The 22,792-nt window shown below is 69.9% G+C and carries 22 protein-coding genes; 12 read left to right on the top strand and 10 right to left on the bottom strand.

The features are described 5' to 3' along the window. The first annotated feature begins 18 nt into the window (after positions 1 to 18). Complete coding sequence (locus ACIP4Z_RS14200; protein WP_401307678.1) at positions 19 to 861, top strand: M55 family metallopeptidase; 843 nt, start codon at positions 19 to 21, stop codon at positions 859 to 861. Positions 862 to 870: 9 nt separating this feature from the next. Here the strand turns inward: ACIP4Z_RS14200 and ACIP4Z_RS14195 are convergent, their stop codons facing one another. Beyond that, on the bottom strand, positions 871 to 2,478 hold the full coding sequence (locus ACIP4Z_RS14195) for a PucR family transcriptional regulator (RefSeq protein ID WP_401307675.1): 1,608 nt from the start codon (positions 2,476 to 2,478) through the stop codon (positions 871 to 873). Between the two features lie 353 nt (positions 2,479 to 2,831). On the opposite strand from ACIP4Z_RS14195, the gene ACIP4Z_RS14190 reads away from it, so the two are divergent. From ACIP4Z_RS14190 to ACIP4Z_RS14155, 8 genes are all read left to right on the top strand, one after another. Continuing rightward, the gene (locus ACIP4Z_RS14190) at positions 2,832 to 4,379 is read left to right on the top strand and encodes an ABC transporter substrate-binding protein (protein ID WP_401307672.1); all 1,548 of its coding nucleotides are present in this window, start codon (positions 2,832 to 2,834) and stop codon (positions 4,377 to 4,379) included. A gap of 18 nt (positions 4,380 to 4,397) precedes the next feature. Next, complete coding sequence (locus ACIP4Z_RS14185; RefSeq protein ID WP_391048013.1) at positions 4,398 to 5,411, top strand: ABC transporter permease subunit; 1,014 nt, start codon at positions 4,398 to 4,400, stop codon at positions 5,409 to 5,411. Then, positions 5,408 to 6,274 carry an ABC transporter permease gene (locus ACIP4Z_RS14180; protein ID WP_355335169.1) on the top strand — a complete coding sequence of 289 codons (867 nt, stop codon included), beginning with the start codon at positions 5,408 to 5,410 and terminating at the stop codon, positions 6,272 to 6,274. The genes ACIP4Z_RS14185 and ACIP4Z_RS14180 overlap by 4 nt, the downstream gene beginning before the upstream one ends. 35 nt (positions 6,275 to 6,309) lie before the next feature. Continuing rightward, positions 6,310 to 8,160, top strand: a complete 1,851-nt coding sequence (locus ACIP4Z_RS14175) for an ABC transporter ATP-binding protein (protein WP_355335167.1) — start codon at positions 6,310 to 6,312, stop codon at positions 8,158 to 8,160. A gap of 170 nt (positions 8,161 to 8,330) precedes the next feature. Then, positions 8,331 to 9,629, top strand: a complete 1,299-nt coding sequence (locus ACIP4Z_RS14170; RefSeq protein ID WP_401307669.1) for an NAD(P)/FAD-dependent oxidoreductase — start codon at positions 8,331 to 8,333, stop codon at positions 9,627 to 9,629. After that, positions 9,622 to 11,241 (top strand): amidohydrolase family protein, encoded by a 1,620-nt coding sequence (locus ACIP4Z_RS14165; protein WP_401307666.1) that lies wholly within the window; start codon positions 9,622 to 9,624, stop codon positions 11,239 to 11,241. Before ACIP4Z_RS14170 ends, ACIP4Z_RS14165 begins: the two co-directional genes overlap by 8 nt. A gap of 28 nt (positions 11,242 to 11,269) precedes the next feature. Beyond that, complete coding sequence (locus tag ACIP4Z_RS14160) at positions 11,270 to 12,169, top strand: dihydrodipicolinate synthase family protein (RefSeq protein WP_401307663.1); 900 nt, start codon at positions 11,270 to 11,272, stop codon at positions 12,167 to 12,169. A 251-nt stretch (positions 12,170 to 12,420) separates the two neighbouring features. Beyond that, positions 12,421 to 13,413 carry a GNAT family N-acetyltransferase gene (locus tag ACIP4Z_RS14155; RefSeq protein WP_401307660.1) on the top strand — a complete coding sequence of 331 codons (993 nt, stop codon included), beginning with the start codon at positions 12,421 to 12,423 and terminating at the stop codon, positions 13,411 to 13,413. Between the two features lie 40 nt (positions 13,414 to 13,453). Here the strand turns inward: ACIP4Z_RS14155 and ACIP4Z_RS14150 are convergent, their stop codons facing one another. Then, a complete protein-coding gene (locus ACIP4Z_RS14150; RefSeq protein ID WP_391162743.1) occupies positions 13,454 to 14,362 on the bottom strand; it encodes an NAD(P)-binding domain-containing protein in 909 nt (302 codons plus the stop codon). A gap of 83 nt (positions 14,363 to 14,445) precedes the next feature. Between ACIP4Z_RS14150 and ACIP4Z_RS14145 the strand changes: the two genes are divergently transcribed. Further along, the gene (locus tag ACIP4Z_RS14145) at positions 14,446 to 14,817 is read left to right on the top strand and encodes a helix-turn-helix domain-containing protein (RefSeq protein WP_355335155.1); all 372 of its coding nucleotides are present in this window, start codon (positions 14,446 to 14,448) and stop codon (positions 14,815 to 14,817) included. A 96-nt stretch (positions 14,818 to 14,913) separates the two neighbouring features. On the opposite strand, the gene ACIP4Z_RS14140 is transcribed toward ACIP4Z_RS14145, so the two are convergent. The 7 genes from ACIP4Z_RS14140 to ACIP4Z_RS14110 form a co-directional block, all read right to left on the bottom strand. Beyond that, positions 14,914 to 15,066 carry a hypothetical protein gene (locus ACIP4Z_RS14140; RefSeq protein ID WP_401307656.1) on the bottom strand — a complete coding sequence of 51 codons (153 nt, stop codon included), beginning with the start codon at positions 15,064 to 15,066 and terminating at the stop codon, positions 14,914 to 14,916. A gap of 181 nt (positions 15,067 to 15,247) precedes the next feature. After that, complete coding sequence (locus tag ACIP4Z_RS14135; protein WP_401307654.1) at positions 15,248 to 15,982, bottom strand: hypothetical protein; 735 nt, start codon at positions 15,980 to 15,982, stop codon at positions 15,248 to 15,250. 238 nt (positions 15,983 to 16,220) lie between these two features. After that, positions 16,221 to 16,745 carry a hypothetical protein gene (locus ACIP4Z_RS14130; RefSeq protein ID WP_401307651.1) on the bottom strand — a complete coding sequence of 175 codons (525 nt, stop codon included), beginning with the start codon at positions 16,743 to 16,745 and terminating at the stop codon, positions 16,221 to 16,223. Positions 16,746 to 17,009: 264 nt separating this feature from the next. Next, complete coding sequence (locus ACIP4Z_RS14125; protein WP_401307648.1) at positions 17,010 to 17,732, bottom strand: glycosyltransferase; 723 nt, start codon at positions 17,730 to 17,732, stop codon at positions 17,010 to 17,012. After that, positions 17,729 to 18,316 (bottom strand): class I SAM-dependent methyltransferase, encoded by a 588-nt coding sequence (locus tag ACIP4Z_RS14120; RefSeq protein WP_401308156.1) that lies wholly within the window; start codon positions 18,314 to 18,316, stop codon positions 17,729 to 17,731. The genes ACIP4Z_RS14125 and ACIP4Z_RS14120 overlap by 4 nt, the downstream gene beginning before the upstream one ends. Before the next feature lie 44 nt (positions 18,317 to 18,360). Then, positions 18,361 to 19,131 (bottom strand): PIG-L deacetylase family protein, encoded by a 771-nt coding sequence (locus ACIP4Z_RS14115; protein WP_401307645.1) that lies wholly within the window; start codon positions 19,129 to 19,131, stop codon positions 18,361 to 18,363. Then, on the bottom strand, positions 19,128 to 20,195 hold the full coding sequence (locus ACIP4Z_RS14110; protein WP_401307642.1) for an acyl-CoA dehydrogenase: 1,068 nt from the start codon (positions 20,193 to 20,195) through the stop codon (positions 19,128 to 19,130). Before ACIP4Z_RS14110 ends, ACIP4Z_RS14115 begins: the two co-directional genes overlap by 4 nt. A 227-nt stretch (positions 20,196 to 20,422) precedes the next feature. Here ACIP4Z_RS14110 and ACIP4Z_RS14105 point away from each other — a divergent pair, with 227 nt between their 5' ends. Continuing rightward, positions 20,423 to 20,551 (top strand): LPFR motif small protein, encoded by a 129-nt coding sequence (locus tag ACIP4Z_RS14105; protein WP_355335140.1) that lies wholly within the window; start codon positions 20,423 to 20,425, stop codon positions 20,549 to 20,551. A gap of 348 nt (positions 20,552 to 20,899) precedes the next feature. Further along, positions 20,900 to 21,532: an NADPH-dependent F420 reductase gene (locus ACIP4Z_RS14100; RefSeq protein WP_401307638.1), complete on the top strand. Its 633-nt coding sequence runs from the start codon at positions 20,900 to 20,902 to the stop codon at positions 21,530 to 21,532. Positions 21,533 to 21,603: 71 nt separating this feature from the next. On the opposite strand, the gene ACIP4Z_RS14095 is transcribed toward ACIP4Z_RS14100, so the two are convergent. Next, complete coding sequence (locus tag ACIP4Z_RS14095; protein ID WP_401307636.1) at positions 21,604 to 22,557, bottom strand: DUF5996 family protein; 954 nt, start codon at positions 22,555 to 22,557, stop codon at positions 21,604 to 21,606. Positions 22,558 to 22,792 lie beyond the last annotated feature (235 nt).

Raw genomic sequence — 22,792 nt, 5'->3', positions numbered from 1 at the left:
GGAAGAAGGGACGGTCTCATGGCCGGTTCTGTCTACATCAGCGTGGACATGGAGGGAGTCGCGGGTGTTTCGCGGCTGCACAACACCGTCCCCGGGCACCGGACCTACGCACGCGGCCAGGAGCTCATGACCGAGGAGGCCAACGCCGCTGTGGCGGGGGCGTTCGACGCGGGAGCCACCCACGTGGTGGTGGCGGACAGCCACGGGCCGATGGACAACATCCTGCCCGCCCTGCTGGACCCGCGTGCACGTCTCGTCAACGGCAGCCCCCGTACCTGCGGCATGGTGCACGGCCTGCACGGCGACTTCGACGCGGCCCTCTTCATCGGCTACCACGCGGCCGCGGGAACACCCGGAGTGCTCTCACACACGTTCACCGGATTCTGGTCGGAACTCCGGCTCAACGGTCGGGCCGCGTCCGAGGCAGACGTCAACGCCCTCTACGCCGGCCGGTTCGGAGTCCCGGTGAAGCTCATCACCGGAGACGACCGGACCTGTTCGGCCGGTCTCGCCGGAGTCGAGGCGGTCCACCGCGTCGAGGTCAAGCGCTACCTCTCCTACAACTCGGCCGACGCCCTCTCCCCGGCCACCGCCAGGGCGCACATCCGGGAAGGCGCGGCGCGAGCCGTGGCGGATTCGTCGATCCGGCCGCCGGTCGTCCCTCACGACCTGGTGGTGGAGATCGACCTGAAGCTGTCGACGAGCGCTGATCTGATCGCCATGATTCCGACGGCCGAGCGCTCGTCGGAGTACACCGTGCGGATCCGGTGCGCCACCGTGGACGAGATCTACGACTTCGTCAGCGTCGCCGGAGCACTGGCCGCCCACGTGGTCGCCACTCAGGCGACCGCCTCGCCGTGACGCGGCGAATCACTCGACGGCGGGGTTCATCAGACGCATCTGGAGCATCAACGCGAATCTCTCGTCCGGGTTCTCCAGGTCGATCTTCCCGACCTCGCTGAGCCGCTTGAGCCGGTAGCGGAACGTGTTGTGGTGCACACCGGCCGAGGCCGCGGCGGCGTGGATGTCGCCGAAGGCGTTCAGCCAGCACTTGAGAGTTGCCAGGAGGCTGCCGTTGCGCCGCTCGTCGTACTCGAGGATCAGGCTCAACGGACCGGTCACCGGGTCGTGGCGTGCCAAGGACAAGTCCTGGAGCTCCAGCACCAGCGCGTCTATGTGCACCTCTGACATCGTGGCCGCGGTGCCCGCCGTCCCTCGCGTACGCAGTACGCGCAGCGCACGGTCGGCCCGCGTCCGCGACTCGTTCAAGCGGATCGGGTCGCTGATCGCGGTGCCGATGCCGATGACGGCCGGCACCCGCGTCCCCGTCCGCTTCAGGAAGTCGGCCGCGAGCCGCTTGGCGCGCTGCTCGTTCTGGTCGGCGTCCCCGGTGAGCGATACCAGCCCGTACGACACGTCGCCGAGCAGGGCCGTCGCCGACCGCGGCGCGACCGAGGTGAGGTGCATCGCGAACGCGTCCGCCAACTGCTGGCGTTCCCTCGCCTGCCGGGAGGGATCGGTCTGTCCGTCGCCGTGGTCGACGATGTCCATGGCGACGACATTGACGGTCTTCCCGAGCAGCCCGAGGCGGCCGAGCGCGTGCGCGGCTTTGGGCCCGCCTTCGAGGGCGGTGGCCACCAGGTCGGAGCGCAGGCGGTGGTCGACGTCGGCTCCGGCTCGTCGGCGCAGCAGGTGGAGGGCGACGAGCTTCGCGGCGTCGGCCAGGGCCTGCGACCGCTCGGTGGACGGCGGTCCGGTGACCGCCGCCCAGATCGATCCCAGGATCTCGTCACCGGCACGCACCGCGATGGCCAGGCGCGGGATCTCGTTCTCGCTGATCTTGGAGGCCTCGATGTACAGCGGCTCCTCCGTTTGGTAGAGGGCCTTGAACACCCCCCGGTCCTCGTCCTCGCGGAGGTAGACCTCGGGCACCTGGCGGTCGAGGATGGTCCGGATGCGAGCGGCGTCGGCCTCGTCCTGCCGTCCCGAGAACGCCAGCACGCGGTACCGGCGGTCCTCGATGGTGACCGGCGCGTCGATCAGTGCCGCCACGGCGTTGGCGAGGGCGAAGAGGTCGCCCGCGGCGACACCGCCCAGGGTGCTCGTCACCTCGTCCCCGACATCGTCCTGGGCCACGATGGTCCGGAGCATGTCCGCGAGCTGAAGCCAGTCCGCGTTCTCCGCCAGCGCGAGCAGGGCGACGCCCGCGTCGCGGGCGGCGTTGAGCACTTCTGGCTCGCGGTCCACGGGCGCCCGCACGATCAGGGCCGCGGCGCTCTGTGTCCCGAGAACGCGCAGCAGCTCCGCGATGCCGGACGCGCCGTACACCCCGATGCCGAGGACCAGCGCCTTGGGCAGGAGCGTGTGGTTCTGTCCGTGGTCGTGGACGACGACGGCCCCGACCTGCTCGTGGGCACTCACGTCGGCGACGACCACGTCGAGGAACGTACCGCCGAGGTCATTGAGGATCCTCGACAAGCTCGCACGCTGCGGTTTGGACGTCTCGCTCATATCCGCCGGAGTCTACGGGACGCTCCGCCGCGCGTCTTGGGAAGAACGAACGAACGCGCGGCCTCCGTTCGTTGACCGAAACCGAGGCGTGGCCGGGCCGTTGTGCGCCTTCGTTACATTGAACGATTCCAGGCGGAAAATTGGGCGGATCGTCACCAGGTCCGCGCCGTTCGACGGCCATAGCCTCATCCAAACCCGTGAGCCTGATCACACGGGCGGCACACAACCGGCTGGGGGCTGGACCTCTGGCCCGAGGAGGACGGGTCATGAAGCGTAAACGGTCCATCAGACTCGTGGCGGTCAGCGCCACCGTTGTCTGCTTGGCAGCGCTACTGGCTGCCTGCAACGGCGCCGAGAAGCCGGGAGCGACCGGCGGCAGGGCGGACCTCCTGCGGTGGGGCATCGTCGCGGACAGCCTCGACAGCATCGACCCGCTCACGCTGACCTCGGGCAACAACCTTCTCGCCACGGTCTACGACGCCCTGCTCACCGCCGACCCGAAGGGCCAGCTGGCCCCGGGGCTCGCGGAGTCGTGGGACACCCCGGACCCGCGCACGTACATCTTCCACCTGCGCAAGGGCGTCACGTTCTGGGACGGCACCGAGATGACGTCCGCTGACGTGGTCGCCTCGCTGGACTACGAGCGCCTGGCGCCGTCCCCGTACGAGTCGCTGTTCGTGAACGTGAAGGACGTGACCGCCAGGGACGCGAACACCGTCGTCGTCACGCTCAAGCAGGCTGATTCCAGCGTCCTGTCGCTCCTCGCCAGCGTGGGAGCGAGCATCTTCCAGAAGAAGTTCTACGACGAGCACAAGGCCGACTTCGGCAAGCCGGGCACGCTGACCATGGCGACCGGGCCGTACCGGCTCGACCGGCTGAACCCGACCGAAGGCGCGGACCTCACCGCCAACCCGGACTGGTGGGGAGGCAAGCCGGCGATCCAGAGGGTGTCGGTCAAGCCCTTCAAGACCGTGACGAGCGCCGCGCTCGCCTACCGGTCCGGCCAGCTCGACGCCGCGTACCCGCTCGCGGACCCGCGGGCCTTCGCCGCCAGCTCCAAGGCGAAACTGGTGAAGGCCCCCGGGTGCAAGCAGACGTTCATGTCACTGAACACCCAGGTCGCCCCGTGGGACGACGTGCACGTCCGGCGCGCCTTCGCCTACGCGTTGGACCGCAAGGGCCTCGCCGCCGCCGAAGGCGACGGCGCCGTCACCTACGACAGCTTGTTCCCGGCCCAGGTCCTGGCCAAGGTGGCCGACAAAGCGGACATCGACACCATGATCGGCTCGCTCCCGCCCTACGCGTTCGATGTGTCCAAGGCGAAGGAAGAGATCGCGAAGTCGAGCCACCCGGGCAGCGTCAAGGGAACCTTCGAGGTTCCCGACGACGGAATCCGCCCCAAGATCGCTCAGGCCATCGCCGGAATGGTGGCGAAGGCCGGCATCGAGCTGGACGTCAAGGTCCTCTCCGAGGCCCAGTACACCCAGCGCGTCGGCGAAGGAGCGGCCAAGAAGAAGATCCAGCTCACGATCCAGCGACTTGACTGCTCGGAGGAGCCGAACACCACGGCCAGCTACCTCCTCGACAGCTCGCAGGCGGACATCGCCTACGCGAACTACGCCGCCTACAGCAATCCGGAGGCCGACAAGCTGGTCAACGCGGGGATCTCCACGGCCGACCGGGCGGGACGGTTCCAGGCGTACTCCGCCCTGGACAAGCTCGCCGCGCAGGACGTTCCCTACATCCCGCTCTACCTCGGTGAGAACGTCCTGGCGCTGTCGGACACCTTCACGTGGCCCGAGCTGAACCCGTTCTCCTCGGCCTACGGTCCGGCCGCGTGGGTGGCGCAGGTCAAGCCCGCGTCGTGACGGTGCCACGCGGCCGCGGTGACGCCGGCCGCGTGGGCCGCGAGCCCCAACGAGAAAAAGGCAACGATGCAAACACGAGCAATTTTCTTCCTAGTGCTGAGTCGGGTCCTGGTGTGCGCCGCGATGCTGGTCCTGATCTCGTTCGTCATCTTCTCTCTGCTGTACATCACGCCCGGCGACGCCGTGAGCAATCTGCTCGGCACCCGGAGGCGGACTCCTGAGACAGAGGAACTGCTCCGGCAGCAGTACCACCTGAACGACCCGTTCCTCACCCAGTACTGGATCTGGTTGAAGGACGCCGTCCGGTTCGATTTCGGAAACTCGTCGGTCTCGACGCTTCCGGTCACGGACGAGATCAAGGCGCGGCTGCCGAATTCCCTGCTCCTCGCGGGCGTGGCCTATCTGCTGACCATGCTCATCGGAATCCCCCTGGGGCTGGCCGCGGCGGTGAAGAAGTCGACGTTCGTCGACCGCGGGATCGTGGCGTCGGTGATCGTCGGATTCAGCACACCGGTCTTCGTGGGCGCCGTGGCCCTGCTCTACGTGTTCGGGGTCCTTTTCGGATGGTTCCCGGTCTTCGGGGCCGGCAGCGGCTTCGTCGACAAACTGTGGCACCTGACCCTCCCGGCGCTCGCGCTCGCGATCTCCGGCGTCGCGCTCATCGTCAAACACACGCGGGCCGTGATGATCAAGGTGCTCGACCAGGACTACGTGACCTTCGCCCGGGCACGCGGGATGTCGTCCCGCCGGGTGTTCCTGTTCTACGCGCTGCGCAACGGCATGATCCCCGTGATCACGGTCAGCGTGCCCCTGCTCGCGTCCTTGGCCACCGGAGCGGTCCTCGTCGAGGTCACCTTCTCGATCCCGGGGATCGGCGACCTGCTCGTGCGGTCCGCGTCGAGCCAGGACCTCCCCACACTCCAGGCCATCGCGCTGCTGGTGGCCGCGCTGATCATGTTCGCGAACCTGGCGGCAGACATGCTCTACCTGGCCGCGGATCCACGCATCAGGCACGGAAGGCCGACCGCATGAGTGCCGCAGTCCCGCAGCTCGAAGATCCCGCCAGGCCCACGCGTCGCTCGGCGCGCCCGTCCTGGACCGTACTGGCCTGCCTGGTGATCGTCGTCGGGGTCGTCGTCATGACCGTCCTCGGATCGGTCCTGGCCCCCCAGGACCCCGGCGCCCAGAACGTCTCGGACGTCCTCGCCTCGCCCAGCGCCGGGCACTGGCTCGGCACGGACGAACTCGGCCGGGACGTCTTCTCCAGACTGATCGCCGGAACACGCACCGCGTTCATCGGCCCGCTGGTCATCACCGTCGGCTCCATGCTGATCGGCAACCTGCTGGGTCTGTGGAGCGGGTACAAGAGAGGTGCCGTCGACGCGGTCGTCATGCGCTGGGTCGACTTCATGTGGGCGCTCCCCGGACTTCTCGTCATCGTGGTTGTCGCCGGTGCGTTCGGCGGCGGCTATTGGATGGCGGTGGCGCTCCTTCTCGTGCTGACGATCCCCTTCGACACACGCGTCATCCGAGGCGCGACACTGGAGCAGGCACTCCTGCCCTACGTCGAAGCCGCGCGTGCGCTGGGCCTGTCGAACCGACGGATCATGCTCTTCCACATCTGGCCCAACGTCTCCGCGACCGCCGTCGCCAACGCGTTCCTGACCTTCGCCGGCGCCATCGTGACGCTCTCAGGACTGTCATTCCTCGGATTCGGGGTCGACGCCGGTTCGCCGGACTGGGGCCTCATGCTCAAGGACGGAACCAGCCTGCTCTTCGAGAACCCCGCGGCGGCGCTCGGGCCCGGCGTCATGATCGTGGCGACGGCGATCTCGATGAACATCATCGGCGACTGGATGTACGAGGCGCTCTCGAGTCGTGGAGGAAGCAAGTGATGGCCCCCGAACAGTCGGACCGCATGACGCGAGGGATGACCTCGGACACGGTCCTGAAAGTGCGCGCCCTCGGCGTTGACGCGGTCGGTCCCGACGGTACCCACCCGATCGTGACGTCGTTCGGACTCGACCTGTCCGCGGGAGAGACGATCGGGATCGTGGGCGAGTCCGGAAGCGGCAAGACCATGACCGCCCGCGCCATCATGGGTCTCCTGCCCGGATCGCTCGTCGCGCGCGGCGAGGTCGAGTACGACGGCCGCAATCTGCTGGAGCTGTCAGAACGCGAGTGGAGTCACGTCAGAGGACGGGAAATCGGGCTCGTACTCCAGGACCCGTTCACGATGCTCAACCCCGTGTTCCGCTGCGGGCGCATCATCGAGGAGTCGCTGATCTGGGAGGGCCGTCGGCGCCCGCCGCGATCCGAACGCAGGGCGGAGGTCAACCGCCGGCTCGCCGAGGTCGGACTCACCGACCCCTCGGTAGCGGATCGGTACCCGTTCCAGCTCTCCGGAGGCATGCGTCAGCGCGTCGCTGTGGCCGCGTCGCTCGCCCGCGACCCGAAGATCCTGATCGCGGACGAACCGACGACGGCTCTGGACGTCACGACCCAGAAGGAGATGCTCACCCTCCTGCGCGGTGTCCAGAAGTCGCGCGGAATGAGCGTCGTACTGATCACGCACGATCTGCGGGTGGCCTTCGCGATGTGCGACCGCGTCTACGTGATGTACGGCGGATCGCTCATCGAGGTCGCGCCCGGCTCCGACCTGGAGGCCAAGCCGCTGCACCCCTATACCCAGGGCCTGTTGCTGGCCGAACCGTCGGTCGACCGTCGGGTCGCCGAACTCCCCTCCATCCCGGGGTCGGTCCCCAAGGCCCGGGAGACCACGGGCTGCTGTGCCTTCGCCACCCGGTGCGAGTGGGTCACGGACCAGTGCCGCCAGGGACCGCCGCCACTGATCGAGGTCGCCGACCTGCGGTATTCGGCCTGTGTCCGCCTGCCGGAGATCAGTTCCGACATGGCGGCGAAGCGGGCCAGGATCGACGTCGTGGAGGCTCCGGTGCGAGACGTACGGGCGGAGCGGCCGCTGATCGACATCCGGGACCTGCGCAAGGAGTTCCGCGTCGGACAGCGCACCGTCCACGCGCTCGCCGGGGTGTCGCTACAGGTGAACCAGGGGGAGAGCGTCGCCGTCGTCGGGGAGTCCGGTTCCGGCAAGACCACCCTCGCTCGCACGCTGCTGGGACTCGAGCGGTGCACCAGCGGCGACATCATGATCGACGGCATTCCCGCGCACGACTGGTCGCGGCTGAGCGCGGCGGATCTCCGTCGCCTCCGCGGAACCGTGCAGATGGTCTTCCAGGACCCCTACGCGAGCCTCAACCCGATGCGGAGCATCGGCTCGGCACTGTCCGAGGCGATCAGGTCGCACGAGAGCGCCACCAAGCACGCTTCGGGCGCGGTGGCCGACCTGTTGAAGACGGTCGGTCTTCCGGCCTCGTACGCGCAACGCAGGCCGTCGGCCCTCTCCGGCGGAGAGCGTCAGCGCGTCGCGATCGCCAGGGCCCTAGCCGTCAACCCACGGCTCCTGGTCTGCGACGAACCCGTCTCCGCCCTGGACGTCTCGGTGCGAGCCCAGATCATCAACCTCTTCGCGACGCTCCAGCGCGAACGCGGAGTCGGTTTCGTCTTCATCACGCACGACCTCTCGATGCTGCGGCAGATCACCGAGCGCGTCTGCATCATGTACCGCGGACGGCTCGTCGAATCCGGTCCGGTGGACCAGATCCTGGACCATCCGACCGATCCGTACACGATCAAACTGCTGCGGTCGATCCCCCGGTCGGACGCCGACTGGATCGACGCACCCGTGTCGACCGAGGTCTGACCGACCGATCCGCGCGCGATCCGCGGCGAAATCCGCCGGTTCGCCGCGGCGCGCCGCGCCCGGCCCGTCTGTCCGGGCCGACATGATCATCCGGCTTTCTGGTCCGAATGAACGAACAACGCGTCCGGAAGCCTTGGCAAAGTCCCTCCTTGAGCAACTGACGCACACGAGTGGAAGGGCTGCCGATAGTGGTGAATGGCGAGCATTGCGTGGTCGTTGGCGCCGGCGCCGCCGGCTTGTGGACGGCTTGGGCGCTGACCGAGGTCGGAATGCGCGTGACGGTGCTCGACGCCGGTGCCGCGGCGGCCGGCGCGTCCTGGGGCAACGCGGGCTGGATATGCCCCGCCCAGGCCGGGCCGGTGCCCGAGCCCGGCATCATCATGCACGGCCTCAAGGACCTGACCCGGCGTGATTCCGCGCTCCACTTCTCGCCCGCGGCCCTCCTGCGCCTCGGACCCTGGATCGCGACGTTCGCGCGCTACTGCAACGACCGGTCGTACTCCGACGGGCTGGCGGCGTTGTCCACGCTCGGGTACCCGTCCTTCAAGCTCATCGAACGGCTCGGCCTCGACGAGCACTTCGACAAGACCGGTCTCCTGACCGTCTCCAAGAACCCCGCGGACATCGAGCACTTCATCGAGAAGATCGCGCCGCTGGTCAAGTTCGGGCAGGGAGCCACGACAGAGGTCCTGACGGGCAGCGCGGTCCAGGACCTGGACCCCACGGTGCCACGAGGCCAGGCGGCAGCGTTGATCGGCAACCACTGGCAGATCGTTCCCCACGCCTACATGGCGGCGCTGATCGAGAAGGTGGTCGCCGCAGGTGTCGAGATCCGCGAGCACGAGCCCGTCGAGCACCTCCACGCGCAAGGCGGACGGGTGCGAGCGGTGCGCACGAACCGCGGTACGTACGAGGCCGACCACGTGGTTCTCGCGGCGGGAGTGAACACCACCGCGCTGGCACGCTCGATCGGCCATCGCCTTCCGGTGATCGGCGGCAAGGGCTACAGCTTCGACGTCCGGCCGGGGCGGATGCCGAGGCAGGCGATCCAGACCCTCGACACGCACCTGGCGATCTCGCCGATGGGCGGCACGCTTCGCGTCGCCGGGGCGATGGACTTCACCAACTCACCGACCCGCATCCCCCCACGGCGCGTCAGGGCGATGCGGCGCTCGGCTCAGGCCCTCCTCGGGCCGTGGACCGACGAGTCGGCCGCCTGGTCGGGCCTGCGCCCCGTGGCTCCTGACGGCCTCCCCATGATCGGCAGGCTCGCGCCGGACTCGAACGTGTTCGTCGCCACCGGTTACCAGATGCTCGGCATGACGATCTCACCGGCCGCCGGAGTGCACCTCGCAGAGGCGATCGCCTCGGGGGACGACGGTCGTACCGGGCCGTTCTCGGCGCAGCGGTTCGCCCGCGGGAAGACGCGCGAGACGATGAGGGCCCAGGAGGGGAGTCGGGATGCGTAGTGATCTGGTGGTGCGCGGCGGCCTTGTCGCCGACGGCACCGGCGCACCGCTCAGACGCGCGGACGTACTGGTCCGGGGTGACCGGATCGTTCTCGTCGGCGAGGTCCCCGACACCGACGTGCCCGAGGTGGACGCCGCCGGCGCGTTGGTCGCGCCCGGCTTCATCAACGTGCTCAGCCAGGCCTACGAGTCGCTCCAGCGTGACCCCCGAGGTCTCTCCGACCTCTACCAGGGCGTCACGACCGAGGTGTTCGGCGAAGGCTACTCGCTCGGCCCCGTGGAGGGCCGGATGCGCGCCATCGCCAAGGACTACGCCGAGCGGACCCACGTCCGGCATGAATGGCCGCGGATCAACGACTTCCTGAACCACATGGCCGACGCGGGCGTCGGACCGAATGTCGCGAGCTTCGTCGGGGCGGACAACCTCCGCATGGCCTTCGCCGGTCAGCAAGACCGTCCGCTGACGCCCGACGAGCTGGCCGCCGCCCGCCGGCTCCTCGACGAAGAACTGGCGGACGGCGCGCTGGGTCTGGGCTCCGCTCTCATCTACGCCCCGGGCATGTACGCCTCGACCGACGAGCTGACCGCCTTCGCGGAAGTGCTCGCCGAGCACGACGCGCTCTACATCTCGCACATCCGCAACGAGTCCGACTCCCTGCTCGAAAGCCTGGACGAGCTCATCGGGATCGCCGAGAGGTCGGGAGCGCGGGCCGAGGTCTACCACCTGAAGGCGGCAGGCCGGGACAACTGGCCCCTGATGGCCTCCGCGATCCAGCGCATCGAGGAAGCCAGGGCCGGCGGCCTCGCCGTCACGGCCAACGTCTATCCGTACGAGGCGGGCGCTACCGGCCTTGACGCGTGCATCCCCCCACGATTCCACGACGGCGGCCCGGACGCTTTGCGCGGCAAGCTCGCGCATGAGGACTTCCGCGAAACGGTCAAGGAGGCCATCCGGGCCCCGGGCGCCGACTGGGACAACTGCTACAAGAGCGCGGGCGGCGCTGACGGAATCCTGCTCCTGGGCGGCAACACCTCCGAGTGGAACGGCATGACACTCACGCAGGTCGCGACGCGGCGCGGTGACGCGGATCCGCTCGACACGCTTCTGGACATCGTCGTGGCGGACTCGCAGATGATCATCGCGCTGTTCGAGATGACGGAGGAGAACGTCCGTCTCGCGCTGCGGAGCCCATGGGTCTCGGTCTGTTCCGACGCCGAAGCGTGGACGGCCTCTCCGCCGTACACCGACGCCCCGACGCATCCGCGGGCCTACGGGTCCTTCGCCCGCGTTCTCGGTCCGTACGTCAGGGACGGCGTCCTGCGGATCGAGGACGCCGTCCGACGGATGACCAGCCTGCCCGCGCGGACGCTGCGTCTCACCGACCGCGGCGTCATCCGCGAGGGCGCCTTCGCGGATCTCGCGATCTTCGAGCCCGACAGGGTCCGGGACCTCGCCACCTACTCCCACCCACACCAGTACGCCGACGGGATGCGGCACGTGATCATCAACGGCGTCGTCGCGTTCCGCGGGGGAAAGCCGACCGACGAGCTCGGCGGGCGCGCGCTACGACGCGGGACCCGGCCGACGACGAGCGGCTTCCGAGCCCGGTGAACCCGTCGACGAACGACGAAGGAGAGCGATGACAACGCCGTTCAGCGGCATACTCGCGGCAGTGGTGACCCCCTTTCGCGCTGACGGTTCGACCGTCGACGCCGGGGGAGTCCGTCGCCAGGTCGAGCACATCGTCGGTGCGGGCGTGCACGGCGTGGTGCCCCTGGGAAGCACCGGCGAATTCACGACGCTCAGCAACGCGGAGCGGAAGGAGGTCGCCGACCTCTACCTGAAGGCTGTGGACGGTCGGGTGCCCGTCGTCGTGGGCACCGGAGCGTTGACCACCGGCGAGACGATCGACCTCACCCGGCACGCGGCTGACGCCGGTGCGACGGCGGTCATGATCGTGCCCCCCTACTACGGCGCTCTCGGCTGGGAGGAGGTCGTGGCGCACTACGGGGCCGTCTCCGACGCGGTGGACATCGACATCATGTTCTACAACCTGCCGGACGCCACGGGACTGGACATCTCGGCCGGGCGGTTGGCCGAGCTCGCTCGGAGCACCCGCGTGACGTCGTTCAAGGACACCGGGGGTGACGCGGTGAAGTTCGCCACGGTCCTTCACCACTACGCGGACGTCATCCAGCCGCTCAACGGCTACGACACCCTCACGTTCTCCGCCATCGCCGCCGGCGCGCGGGCGGGAGTCTGGGGAGCGGCGAGCGTCATCCCTCAACTGTGCGCGGACTTCTACGAGACCCTCGCGGTCCGCGGCGACATCGCCGAGGCACGGGAGCAGTGGACGAAGATCTTTCCGATCTGCGAATTCCTCGAGGCGCACCCGTACGCAAGCGCGATCAAGACCGGCCTCGACCTGGTCGGCGTCCCCAGCGGACCCCCCCGACTCCCGGCCCTCCCCCTCACCCCCGAGCACGCGACCACCTTCGCCCGGCTCCTCCGCGAAGCCGGGATCGACCTGGCCCGCTAAGGGGTTCTTCACATCGACCTCGTACATCACCACCGGCGTGGTCGTCTCGCACCGCAAACGCCTCGGGCCGGTCACAGGTGCCCGGCGGAGCAGCAGCCGACGCCTCGGATGCGACTGCGCCGGGTCCTGAGCCGGGACCGGCCGAATTCGCTTCGCCATGACGCCACTTCATGCGCTCTTGCATCCGACGGGCTGTCAGGACACGCTTTCCGCGGAGCCCTGTGAACGCCTGTTCAGTGGGAGGTGAGCGCGTGACCGCGCCTGACCAAGCGGGGATCGAGATCGTGCGGGCGACTTCGGCGCATGTCCCGATGATCTTCGCGTTGGCACAGTCCAGGAATCTGGACGGAATCGACCCGGTGGAGGCCAGCCGAGACGGATTCCTGGTGTCGGAGTACACCGACGAGATGTACCAAAGGCGACTGGTGAGCGCCGAGCACTTCTACGTGGCCGTCAAGGGAACCGACGTCCTGGGATTCCTCCTGGCCTACAGCGACGCCCAGATCGAACCTGACGAGTGGTTGAACCACCGGATCAAGACCACGCTCGGCAGCTTCCTGGTGATCAAGCAGGTGTGCGTGGCCCGTGACGCGTCGCGGCAGGGCGTCGCGTCACGCCTGTACCACCATGTGCTGGAGCGCTGGACGGCCAACCCGGTGATCGCCGCGGTGGTCAACGAGCCGCTCAATGAGGCGTCGAGCCAGTTCCACCGGAAGCTGGGCTTCGAGGAACTGACACGGTTGCGACCGCCGGACGGCCGTCTGCGCGTCGTGTGGGTCTCGCGCAAGCCGCGTGAGTCGATGTTGCAGACCCAGTACGAGATCGCGGTCGACTTATACAAGCATGAGGACCTCCTCAACTGGAACAAGCTCAATAACTTCCTCTACATCACCGCGGGCCTCGCGGCCACCTTGGCGTTTACCCTCGGCAAAGAGGGCGCGCAGTCACAGGAAGTGGCCCGGGGCGTCGGAGCGGTCATCACGGTGATCGGGTTCGTCTCCGGGCTGGCGTTCGCCGTCATGCTGCGCTATGGACGCCGCTATCTGCAGACCCGCAAGAGCACGGTCGTGGAGTTGGAAGAGCACATGGCGTGGCACGGCGGGCAGCGGATAGTGGGACGCCGGCTGACAGAGCCGGGATCAGGGTGGCTCCAGGCGTCCCCGACCGGTCTCGTGATGGTGCTGCTTCCCGTCTTCGTCTCACTGGGCTGGCTGGCGATGCTGGTGGTCGTGCTGACGAACTGATGCTCCCTCAAATACCCGCCTCCGACAGTGCCGTGTGGGGTCAGTGCGGCTTTCGGATGCTGTCGATGATGCGGGTCCAGTTGTCGCTGCCGTGGCCGTTGTCGATGGCGCGGCGGTAGTGGGCCTGGACGGCCAGGGGGAGCGCGGGGTCGAGGCCGAGTGACGTGCTGGTTTCGACGATGTGGTCGGATGTCGCGCCCATCATGGTGACCGTGCTGAGCCCGCCGGGGTGTTCTCCGGCGTCCAGCGCGGTGCCGGGGGTCGCTTCGCCGGCCCTGAGGATGGCGCCGATCGAGTCGGCGGAGGAGAGCAACTCCGGCAGCGCTTCCTTCGCCGTCATTCCCGCGGTGCCCAGCATCGCGGTGGCGTGCATCAGTGCGGACAAGGTGGTGAGGAATACCGTGAGCTGGGCTTGGTACATCATTTGGGCGAGACCCGGATCCACGCCCAGATACTTCGGTGCGCCGAGCAGTGCCAGTGTCGGCCGGTGGCTCTCCATCGCCTCGGTGGGGCCGCTGTAGTAGACGTGGGCCGCGTCCGTGCCGACCATCGGTGCCGGGACCATGACACCACCGGTGAGGAAGGTGGCGCCGTGGGCCGACGCCCAGGATGCCGCTTCGCGTGAGCGGTCAGGGGTGTCGGAGCTCAGGTTGACCAGTGTCCGGCCGGCGAGCGACGCGGTGGCGCTGTCGAGGATGTCGTACATCGCCTGGTAGTCGGTGAGGCTGAGGATCACGAGGTCACTTGCCTCGACCGCCTCGCGGGGTGTCGGTACGAGGACCGCTCCGTCGGCGACGACGCCGTCGGCCCGGCCGGCGGTGCGGTTCCAGACGGTGACCGGGTGGCCGGCGGCGAGGAGGGTACGGGTCATCGCCTGGCCCATCGGGCCGAGTCCGATCACGGTGACATTGCTGTGTTGCCTGGTGGTGCCGTGCTGTTGTTCGTTCACCTCTTCATGCTCGGAGAGGGCCACTAATCTGGGAAGTACCCACTATTTTCTGCGGTACTTACCTTTTAGTAAGGGGATCAGTGATGGCGAGGGCGCCGAGGTGCGGGCCTTACATCTGCGGCATCGACGCCGCGCTCGACGTGGTGAGCGGCAAGTGGAAGGGACTCATCCTCTGGGAACTTGACGCCCATCGTGTGCGCCGCTTCGCCGAGCTCCGTCGCGGGCTGCCCGGAGTGAGCGAGAAGATGCTGACGCAGCACCTGCGCGAGATGGAGGAGGACGGACTGGTGCACCGGAAGGTCTTCGCCGAGGTGCCGCCGCGGGTGGAGTACTCCCTGACCGAGCACGGGCGCACGCTCAATCAGGCGCTCGGGCCGCTCGGCGTCTGGGGGAGCGAACGGATGCGTCGCGAAGGCTCCGAAGTGGTCGAGGTGGCCGAGATCTCCCACGGCTGAGGGCTGTCCGGTACAGATCCTGACCTTGTCTCGGGCACGGTGAGCCGCCGTGCGGCCGTACCGCTGGTTCTTCGGCCCGGTGCGCTTCGTCGGGGCCTATGGGCCCGCGGCGCGTCCTCCCGTGCTCATTCGGGTGCGGCTGTCGGCAAGGGCCGCCCGGACCTCGCGCTCGATCTGCTCGGGATCCAGGCCGAGGGCTCTGCCGATGTGCGCCGACCACACCTCCGCGCGCAGATTCGTCTCGAACATGCCGCGTGCAGAGAGACGAAGCCCATCGTGCCCGCGAACGAGGTGATGGCGTCGGCCATGCGGTCCTGCGTGCCCCGCATCCTGGCGTACACCACCCGTTCGTGCCGGAGCCGGACCGGCGGAGGATGGGGGAGCGGACGGTTTTCGGCGGGGGAGTCGAAACGGCCCATAGTGCCGGTGATCAGTCGGATGACGGCGCGGTTTCCCTGACCGAAGCGGGTGCGGGGCGGATCTGGGTTCCGGTGGTGCCGAGGAGGATGCCCAGGGCGTTGTCGACCGGGCCGATCGCCGCGACGCCGCCGGTGCGGGTGACGAAGTCGGCGGCGATCGCGGCGCGGGTGATCACGGCCTCGGGCAGACGTACGCCGGACAGTTCGTCGGGGGTCAGCCGCAGCAGCGGCCTGGGGCGGCCGTGTCCTCCCGCGGCGAACAGGTGCGTGGCGCCGGTGAGGAACAGCAGGATGTCCGCGTCCAGTTCGACGGCCAGCAGCGCCGCCGTCCGATCCGGGTCCACCGTCACCGGTACGGTCCGCAGGCGCGCGGTGCCGCGTTCCCGTAGGACGGGGATGCCGCCGCCGCAGACCACCACGGTGCCGTCGGCCAGCAGTTCCCGGAGGACCTGAGCCTCGGGAACGGCCTGCGGGCGTACGCGGGGCCGGTCCGGCACGCTCACCTGCGGGTCGTGGGCGCCGACCTGGGCGTGGGTCACGAGCGCGACCACGGTACGGCCGACGAGCACGGAGTCCAGCGCGCGTACCAAGCGCGATCCGGTGACGGCCTGGGTCTCGGCGGGAGCGCCGTGGACGATGACGACCTCGTGACCGGCCCGGAGGAGTTCGGCCAGCGACGCGGCGGCCGGATCGAGACCGTCGTCGCCGACGAAGGTGTCGGTGTCGATGCTGACGATGATGCGCATACGGACGCTCCTCGGGAGGGGCGGGACTCCCGAGGGCGCGTATCGCCGTGGCGTCCCGCCCTGTCCACGCTCCCGCGCGCAGGGCAGGGTGTCGTGGGGCCCAAGGGCCCGAGACGGGTGCCGGTCGGCCCCGCCCGGTCGGCGCCTGACGGCCCTGCGGCCGTAGCAGCGTCCGTCGGAGGAAGGCGGCAGCGCCTTGCCGGCCGGGCCCCGGTGGACGGCCGGTGCGGGACAGGTCTCAGCCGGCCGGCTGCAAAGCCCAGTAGTGCGGGTCGATGGGGGCTTGCCGCACGACGATGCGGCCGGTGACGTCGGGGCTGTCGACGAGTTTCCCCCACGAGTTGGAGTGGTCGCTGGGGGTGTGCTCGATGTCGGCCCAGACGACGCTGCCGGGTCCTGCGGAGCCGTAGGAGACGGTCCACTCGGCGTACTTGTCGGAGCAGGTGTCGGTGACCTTCACGTGGTAGTCCGTCGTCAGGCCCAGGCAAGTGCGCGGGTCGGAGTCCGGTGTGGAGACCTCCATGGTTCCGTTGGGGCGTTGCCGTACCTGCCAGTTCGCCGACGTGGAGGCGGTGTCCGTGCAGGAGCCCAGCGCCACCATGCCGATACGCGCCTTCGTTTTGGGCCAGGTCAGGCACATGCCGTCCTTGAGGGCCGCGAAACGGTAGACCCCGTCGACGAGCGGGGCGGCGTGGGCGGGTTGCGCGAGTGCCGCGGTGGCGGCGGCAGCGGCGGCCATGATGGCGATGACGCGTGAACGCATGGGGTGGGACTCCTCGAACAGCCGTGGTCGATCTGATCGCGCGTCACGGGCGCGCGGTCGACGCGCGGCCCGCCGGAGACGGCGGCGGCACCGATCCTGGAGCACCGGCCCGCCCGGCGGCAGCCCGCGGTGGCCGCTGTCACCCGGCTGGCTGAGCCGCGTCACCCGATGGCGTGGCGGCGAGAGGTCCCCGCGCCGTCGCGGGTGCCAGCGGTGTCGGTCGTCGCTGGTTCCACGTACCCCTTGGCCGATACGCCGCGCCGGTCAGCTCGCCGGTTCGCTGCGGGCGGTGTGTTCGGCCTGCGCGGCGAGGAAGTCCGCGAAGCCGCCGCGGGCGCGGCCGTGCAGACGGGGCGAGGTCATGACAGGGGCGGCGGAGGTGCGCAGGACGCGATGACCGCGGCCGACCAGCGCGGCGACCAGTGCGTGGTCCTCGCCGACGTCGAGCGGCGGGAACCCGCCCACATCGCGGTAGGCGCTGGCACTCAGGCCCAGGTTGGCGCCGTGGACATGGGGGTGGTGCCAGTGGGCGCCGTCGGCCGGGCGGGTGGCTTCGTAGCTGAGCTGGTGCCGGACGGTGAGGGCGGTCGCCGTCGGCACGGTCACGGTGCCGACCACCGCGTCCCACCCGTCACGGGCGAGAGCGCTGTGGTGTGCCAGCCAGTGCGGGGGTACGGCGCTGTCGGCGTCGGTGGTGGCGAGCCACACCCGATCGTGCGGGACGGCGATCTCCGCCAGCGCGTGCTCGGCGCCCTCGGCGCGCGCCCGGCCCGGACTGCGGAAACCGACCGGCACCACGAGGGCTCCGGCCCGGTGCGCGATCCGGGCCGTGCCGTCACGGCAGGAGTCCGCGACGACGACCGTGCGAATCCGCACGGCGGCGAGTGCGGGGTGGTGCGCGGCAGCCGCGACCGCCTCCAGCGCGGCGGGCAGGAGCGCCTCCTCGTTGTGCGCCGGGATGACGACGGCGATGGCCTCGACCCTCACACCAGACCCTCGCGCTCGGCGGGACCGGGCGGGCTGCTCCCGTCGGCCAGGTCACGGCCGTGGACCTGGAGGACGAAGTCGGCCTCGCGGTGATCGGCGAGCAGTGACAGCCCGGGCAGGCCGGTCACGCGGTCCGCGATCTCGGTGCCCGTCCACAGGTGTTCGGGCACCGGGTGGTTCCAATGCACGGTGACGAGATGCCCGCCGGGCTCCAACGCCGTCCGGGCCCGGTCCAGAAGCATGTCGAGATCGGGAGCGGCGAAGTAATAGAGCACTTCGGACAGCACGACCAGATCGAAGGAGCCGTCCGGCCACTCGTCGGGCAGCGTGAGCTGACGCACCGTCACATTCTCTGCTGCGGCGGTACGTTGCCGAGTGGTCGCCACGGCGGACGCGACCCGGTCGCAGGCGAGTACCTCGTCGCAACGGGTCGCCAGTCGGCGAGTCAACTCACCGACCGAGCACGCGGGTTCGAAGGCCCGGCGGTAGCGCGGCAGGGGGAGCGCGGCCACGGTGATGTCGTACTTGCGCCGCTCGTACCAGCGTTCGGCGAGGTGCCAGGGGTCCTCGCCCCCGCCGTACATCGTCTCGAAGTAGGCGGCGGGCGTACTCGCCGCGTTCGTCCGGCTCACTGGAACATCACCTCGTGCGCGCGGAGGTGGTGGGCCACCTCGTCAGGCGGCAGGACCGCGGCGTCCTCCGGCGCGGGGCCGATGGGCTCGACCTGGGTGGCGAAACGGGCGACCGCGGCGCGCTTGCGGGCCTGGACGTCCGCGGGCAGGGTGACCCGGTGCGCGGAAGGCCACGGGACACGCGGGTCGCCGGGGCGCGCCCAGTGCCACATCCACACGGGATACATCAGGCAGGGCACGGACGCCTGCGCGGCGGCGGCGAGCGCGGCCCGTCCTGCGGCTTCATGGTCACCGTGGACGTCGCCGATCCACGGCGCGAGGCACAACGCGGCGCCCTCCAGCACCGGGACGAGTGCCTTGACGATCTCGTCCTCGTGGAAGGCCACCCGGGTGTCCGGCACTTGCAACCGGACGACGTGGGCCGTGCCCGTGCCCAACGCCGCGAGGGCCTGGCGGAGTTCTTCGGCGCGCAACTGTGTCAGCCGCCCGGGCGTGACGGCTTTGCTGTCGGCGTGCGACTGCTCCCCGTCGGTGACGGAGACCACGGTGAGGGCGGTCCCCGCGTCCGCCAGCATCGCCATCGTCCCGCCGGCGCCCAGCACTTCGTCATCGGGATGCGCGGCCACCACGACCACCCTGCCCGCCTCGGGCAGCCGCAGCTCGGGAAGCGCGCGCCAGCCGTCCCAGTCCCGCCAGAGCGCCTCGTCGGTGCCCGGCGCCTGGATGGGGTTGGCGTATGCGGGCGACGGGCCTGGTTGCTCGCTCACGACGGCTCCTTGCGGGCGGCGAGGCCGCCCAGTTCGGCGAGGTTGCGCTCGGCGTGGTGTTGGCGGATGTACACGGTCAGGTCAGCGGTGTTCCGGGCGTGGCGTTCGTCGTGGCACAGCGGACCGGCGCCGGTGGCCCGTCCCACGTGCGTGAGGACGTCGGCGCACACGGACTCGACGAACGCCCGGGTGCGCAGGCTGCGCATCCGCGCGGTGCCGCCGGTGTCGGAAGGATCGCCGTCGATCTCCGCTGCGGCCTGCTTCAGCACGGCCGCCGCGGCATGGAGCAGCATGTCGACCGCGCCCATGTGCGCGTCGGTGTGCGGGTCGGGGCCGCGATCGGCGGCGGCGCGCAGCAGAACGTCGGCGACGGCGCGGGCCCCGCCGTACCAGCACGCGGCCACGCCGATACCGCCGTGCTGGAACCCCGGCCGCTTCAGATAGCCGCCGACGTCGCCGACCGGCACACCGGGCACATGGTCGAAGCGCACGTCAGGGGTGTCGCTCCCGGCCATCCCGACGGCCTGCCAGGTGCCCGGCACCGGGCGGCAGCCGTCGGCCACCCCCGTCCGTACCGCGAACAGCCGCTTTCCCCGCTCCGTCGCCGCGGTGACCAGCGCGTGGGTGCAGCTGTGGGCTCCCGAGCAGTACTGCTTGAGCCCGGTCAGCACCCAGCCTTCGCGGTCACGGGTGGCGTGCAGTCCTTCGCCCGGCGGTTCGGCCGCCCACACGCCCCACCGCTCTCCCGGCCGGGGCGGCGGCGCGTCCAGTTCCGCCAGGATCGCCGCCGCGTCCACGTGTCCTTCGAAGAGCCGGGCCGCGCACAGATCCCGCTCGGCCACCGAGGTGAGGACGGCGAAGCGCTCCGCCGTACGACCCGAGCCCGGCAACGGGCAGTCCAGCGCTCCCGACGCCAGAGCGGCCACCAGCTCCGCGAAACGCTCCGCCGACTCCCGGGCCGCCGCCGCGACGGGAAGACCCGTCGCCGCGTCGTGGGCCGCCGGACCAGGAGCGGTCGCCGGTGGAGCGGTGGCGGGCCCGTCCTGCCGCGTGGTGCTCCGCATGTGTGATGGCCTCCCTCGGTGACGACTCGTACGCATTCACAGCCTCACCCGGGACAGTGGCGTACGCATCCGGATGCCCCGCGGGAGCCGTCCTACACGGCTGCGCGGACAGTTCCCATGAGAACGAGCGGGAGAGCCCATGGGCGGCCGCTATCCGGGTAGGGGACCAGGTGAGGCTCCGCACGCGATGCCGGACAACGGCACCGCGTACCGAAGGAGGGTGAGCCATGTTCAAGGCCATCGCAGATGTACTCGGAAAGATCGGCAGCGCTGTCGCCACGGTGGTGTCCCTGCCGTTCCGGGCCGTGGGCCGCCTGTTCGGCGGAGCGTCCGACACAGCCCACGGTCACCACTGACACATCGGGCACCCTGGCGTCGCGCCGTGGGGGCTTGTCTCGGGTCACCGCTCCGGATGCGGGCGTCCGCCGCTTCCCGCAGGATGACAGAGTCGCCGACGTTCTCGGGACCGTCCTGAGCTGGGCTTTTCATAGGGCGCCGCACCATGGCGGGACCGGAGCAGCGTCGCCTCGGCCGCGACCGGTGCCGGCGGGGTGCGTACGGCCCGGTGTGCTCTGGCCGTACTCGACCGTGATGAGCCGGTCGCCGCGCGTCCCGAGCACGGAGCCGGACGGTGCCAGCCGTATACCCCTCTCCGGGCGCTCGGTCGCGGCCCTCGTCGGCCTTGACGGAAGAAGGAGTCAGCCATGCAGATCACGATCGTCGGTGCGGGCAACATGGCCCGCGGCATCGCCACCCGCGCCCTCGCGGGCGGCCACCGGGTCCGTCTCGTGGACAGCAACCGGGCCAAGGCGGACGCCCTCGCCGCCGACCTCGGCGCGGACGCGAGCGGCGCGGACTTCGACGCGCTGGACGGCGCGGACATCACCGTGCTCGCCCTGCCGTTCGAGGCGGCGAAGACGGTGGCCCGTGAACACGCCCAGGCCCTCGCGGGCAAGGTCGTCGTGGACATCTGCAACCCCGTCGACTTCTCCACCTTCGACTCGCTCGTCACCCCGCCCGGCGTGGCCGCAGTCAGCCTGGTCGCGGCCGAGGCTCCGCAGGCCCGCTTCGTCAAGGCGTTCAACACGACCTTCGCGACCACGCTGGTGGCCGGCGAAGTGGCCGGTCAGCCTCTGGACGTGTTCATCGCCACGGATGACGACGACGCGCGGGCGACCGTCACCGAATTCGTCACGAGCGCCGGCCTGCGCCCCCTCGACGCCGGACCGCTGCGCCGCGCCCTGGAACTGGAGGCGTTCCAGTTCCTGCACATGACGCTCCAGGACCGGCTCGGACTGAAGTGGTCCAGCGCGATCAAGATCATTCCCGAATCCTGAGGTGTCCCCATCGTGTCCGCCGCGAAGGGCTGCCCGGGCGCCCGCGTCGTGGTCGGCCCAACCAGCTCGGTTCAGAGGCGCTGGACCCGGACGGCGTCCGGCCGCGTCCGGCTCATGTACCAGCCGTCGACGCGGGGCCCGATGAGGTCGGACGGCCAGCCCGACAGCCCGACGGCGGCGTCGTAGACGGCGTCACCGAACGTCACGATGGCCTGGTGCGGGTCGGCCGTCTCCCTGAGCCTGTCCCACGGCAGGAGAACCAGACCGGCGTCGGGATTCCAGACCGCCCCGTCGACTCCCCAGGACCGGCCGTCGAGGCCGTCCGGCTGAGGCCAGATGTAGGCGTACATACCGGCGCCGGGCGCTGTGGCGTCCCCGAAGGAGAATCCCACCGCCACGTACTCCCGGAGCTGGGCGTTCTGCATGAACGCCGGACGATCGGGCGGCGGCTCGGTGGGCCGCGCCCGGTGCCGCGTCGCGGACAGGTCGAAGCCGCCCCACATCACCCCGACCCGGGGGCGGTGCCCGAGGAAGGGCGCCTGCCACGTTTCGAGTCCGCCGGCGGCGAGGTTCAGCGCTTGCCACATCAGCCGGGCGACGCCGGGATCCCAGGCGCGTTCGACGTGATCGTCCTCGAAGGTCGGCTCGCAATCCGGAATCTCGCAGATCAGCGAAGTACGCGGCCGGGTTATGCCCAGCTCGGCCGCCGCGTCGCGGAACGCCGCGTAGAACGCGGCGACTGATCCGTCCGACAAGGGCACCGTCCGCGAGCCCGCGTCGGCCTCGACGACCACGTCACCGTCGAGCAGGCGGTAGTGCACCGCGAAGGTCACCCCTCGCCGCCGGAACGTCGGCGTCCTGAGCCCGCGGGGAGTGACGTCGAGGACGACGTTTCCCCAGCCGACTTCGAAGGGCTCGTCGAGGGTGTACTTGCCCGCGACCTGCACCACCCGGTTGACGTATCCGACCATGGCCGCCATGTCCTCGTGGACCAGCGTCGGCCATCCATTGCGTCGTTCGCTCACCGAGAGCCTCCCAGTGCGTCGATCGGGTCGGCAGAAGGGATGCGTCGTGGATCGCGTGGGCCTTGCGGATCGTGGCGCGATCGTAGGGCCATTTTCGCACGCGGGTCACGGGCCTGCCCGCTCGATCACGGCGCTTCCCGCCCGCTCACGGTCTGATCTACGCCGAGCCGACGCGTGCGTACACGGCCGTCCGCGCGTCGTGGCGCGCCCGCGGAAGTCGGAAGGCGGAAGGCGG

Origin of the sequence: Streptomyces sp. NPDC088910 (assembly GCF_044749865.1) — a bacterium.
In the GTDB taxonomy this organism is placed as follows: Bacteria; Actinomycetota; Actinomycetes; order Streptomycetales; family Streptomycetaceae; genus Actinacidiphila.
Note: the sequence above shows the minus strand (reverse complement) of the source record. Positions and strands in the feature narration are given on the sequence as shown.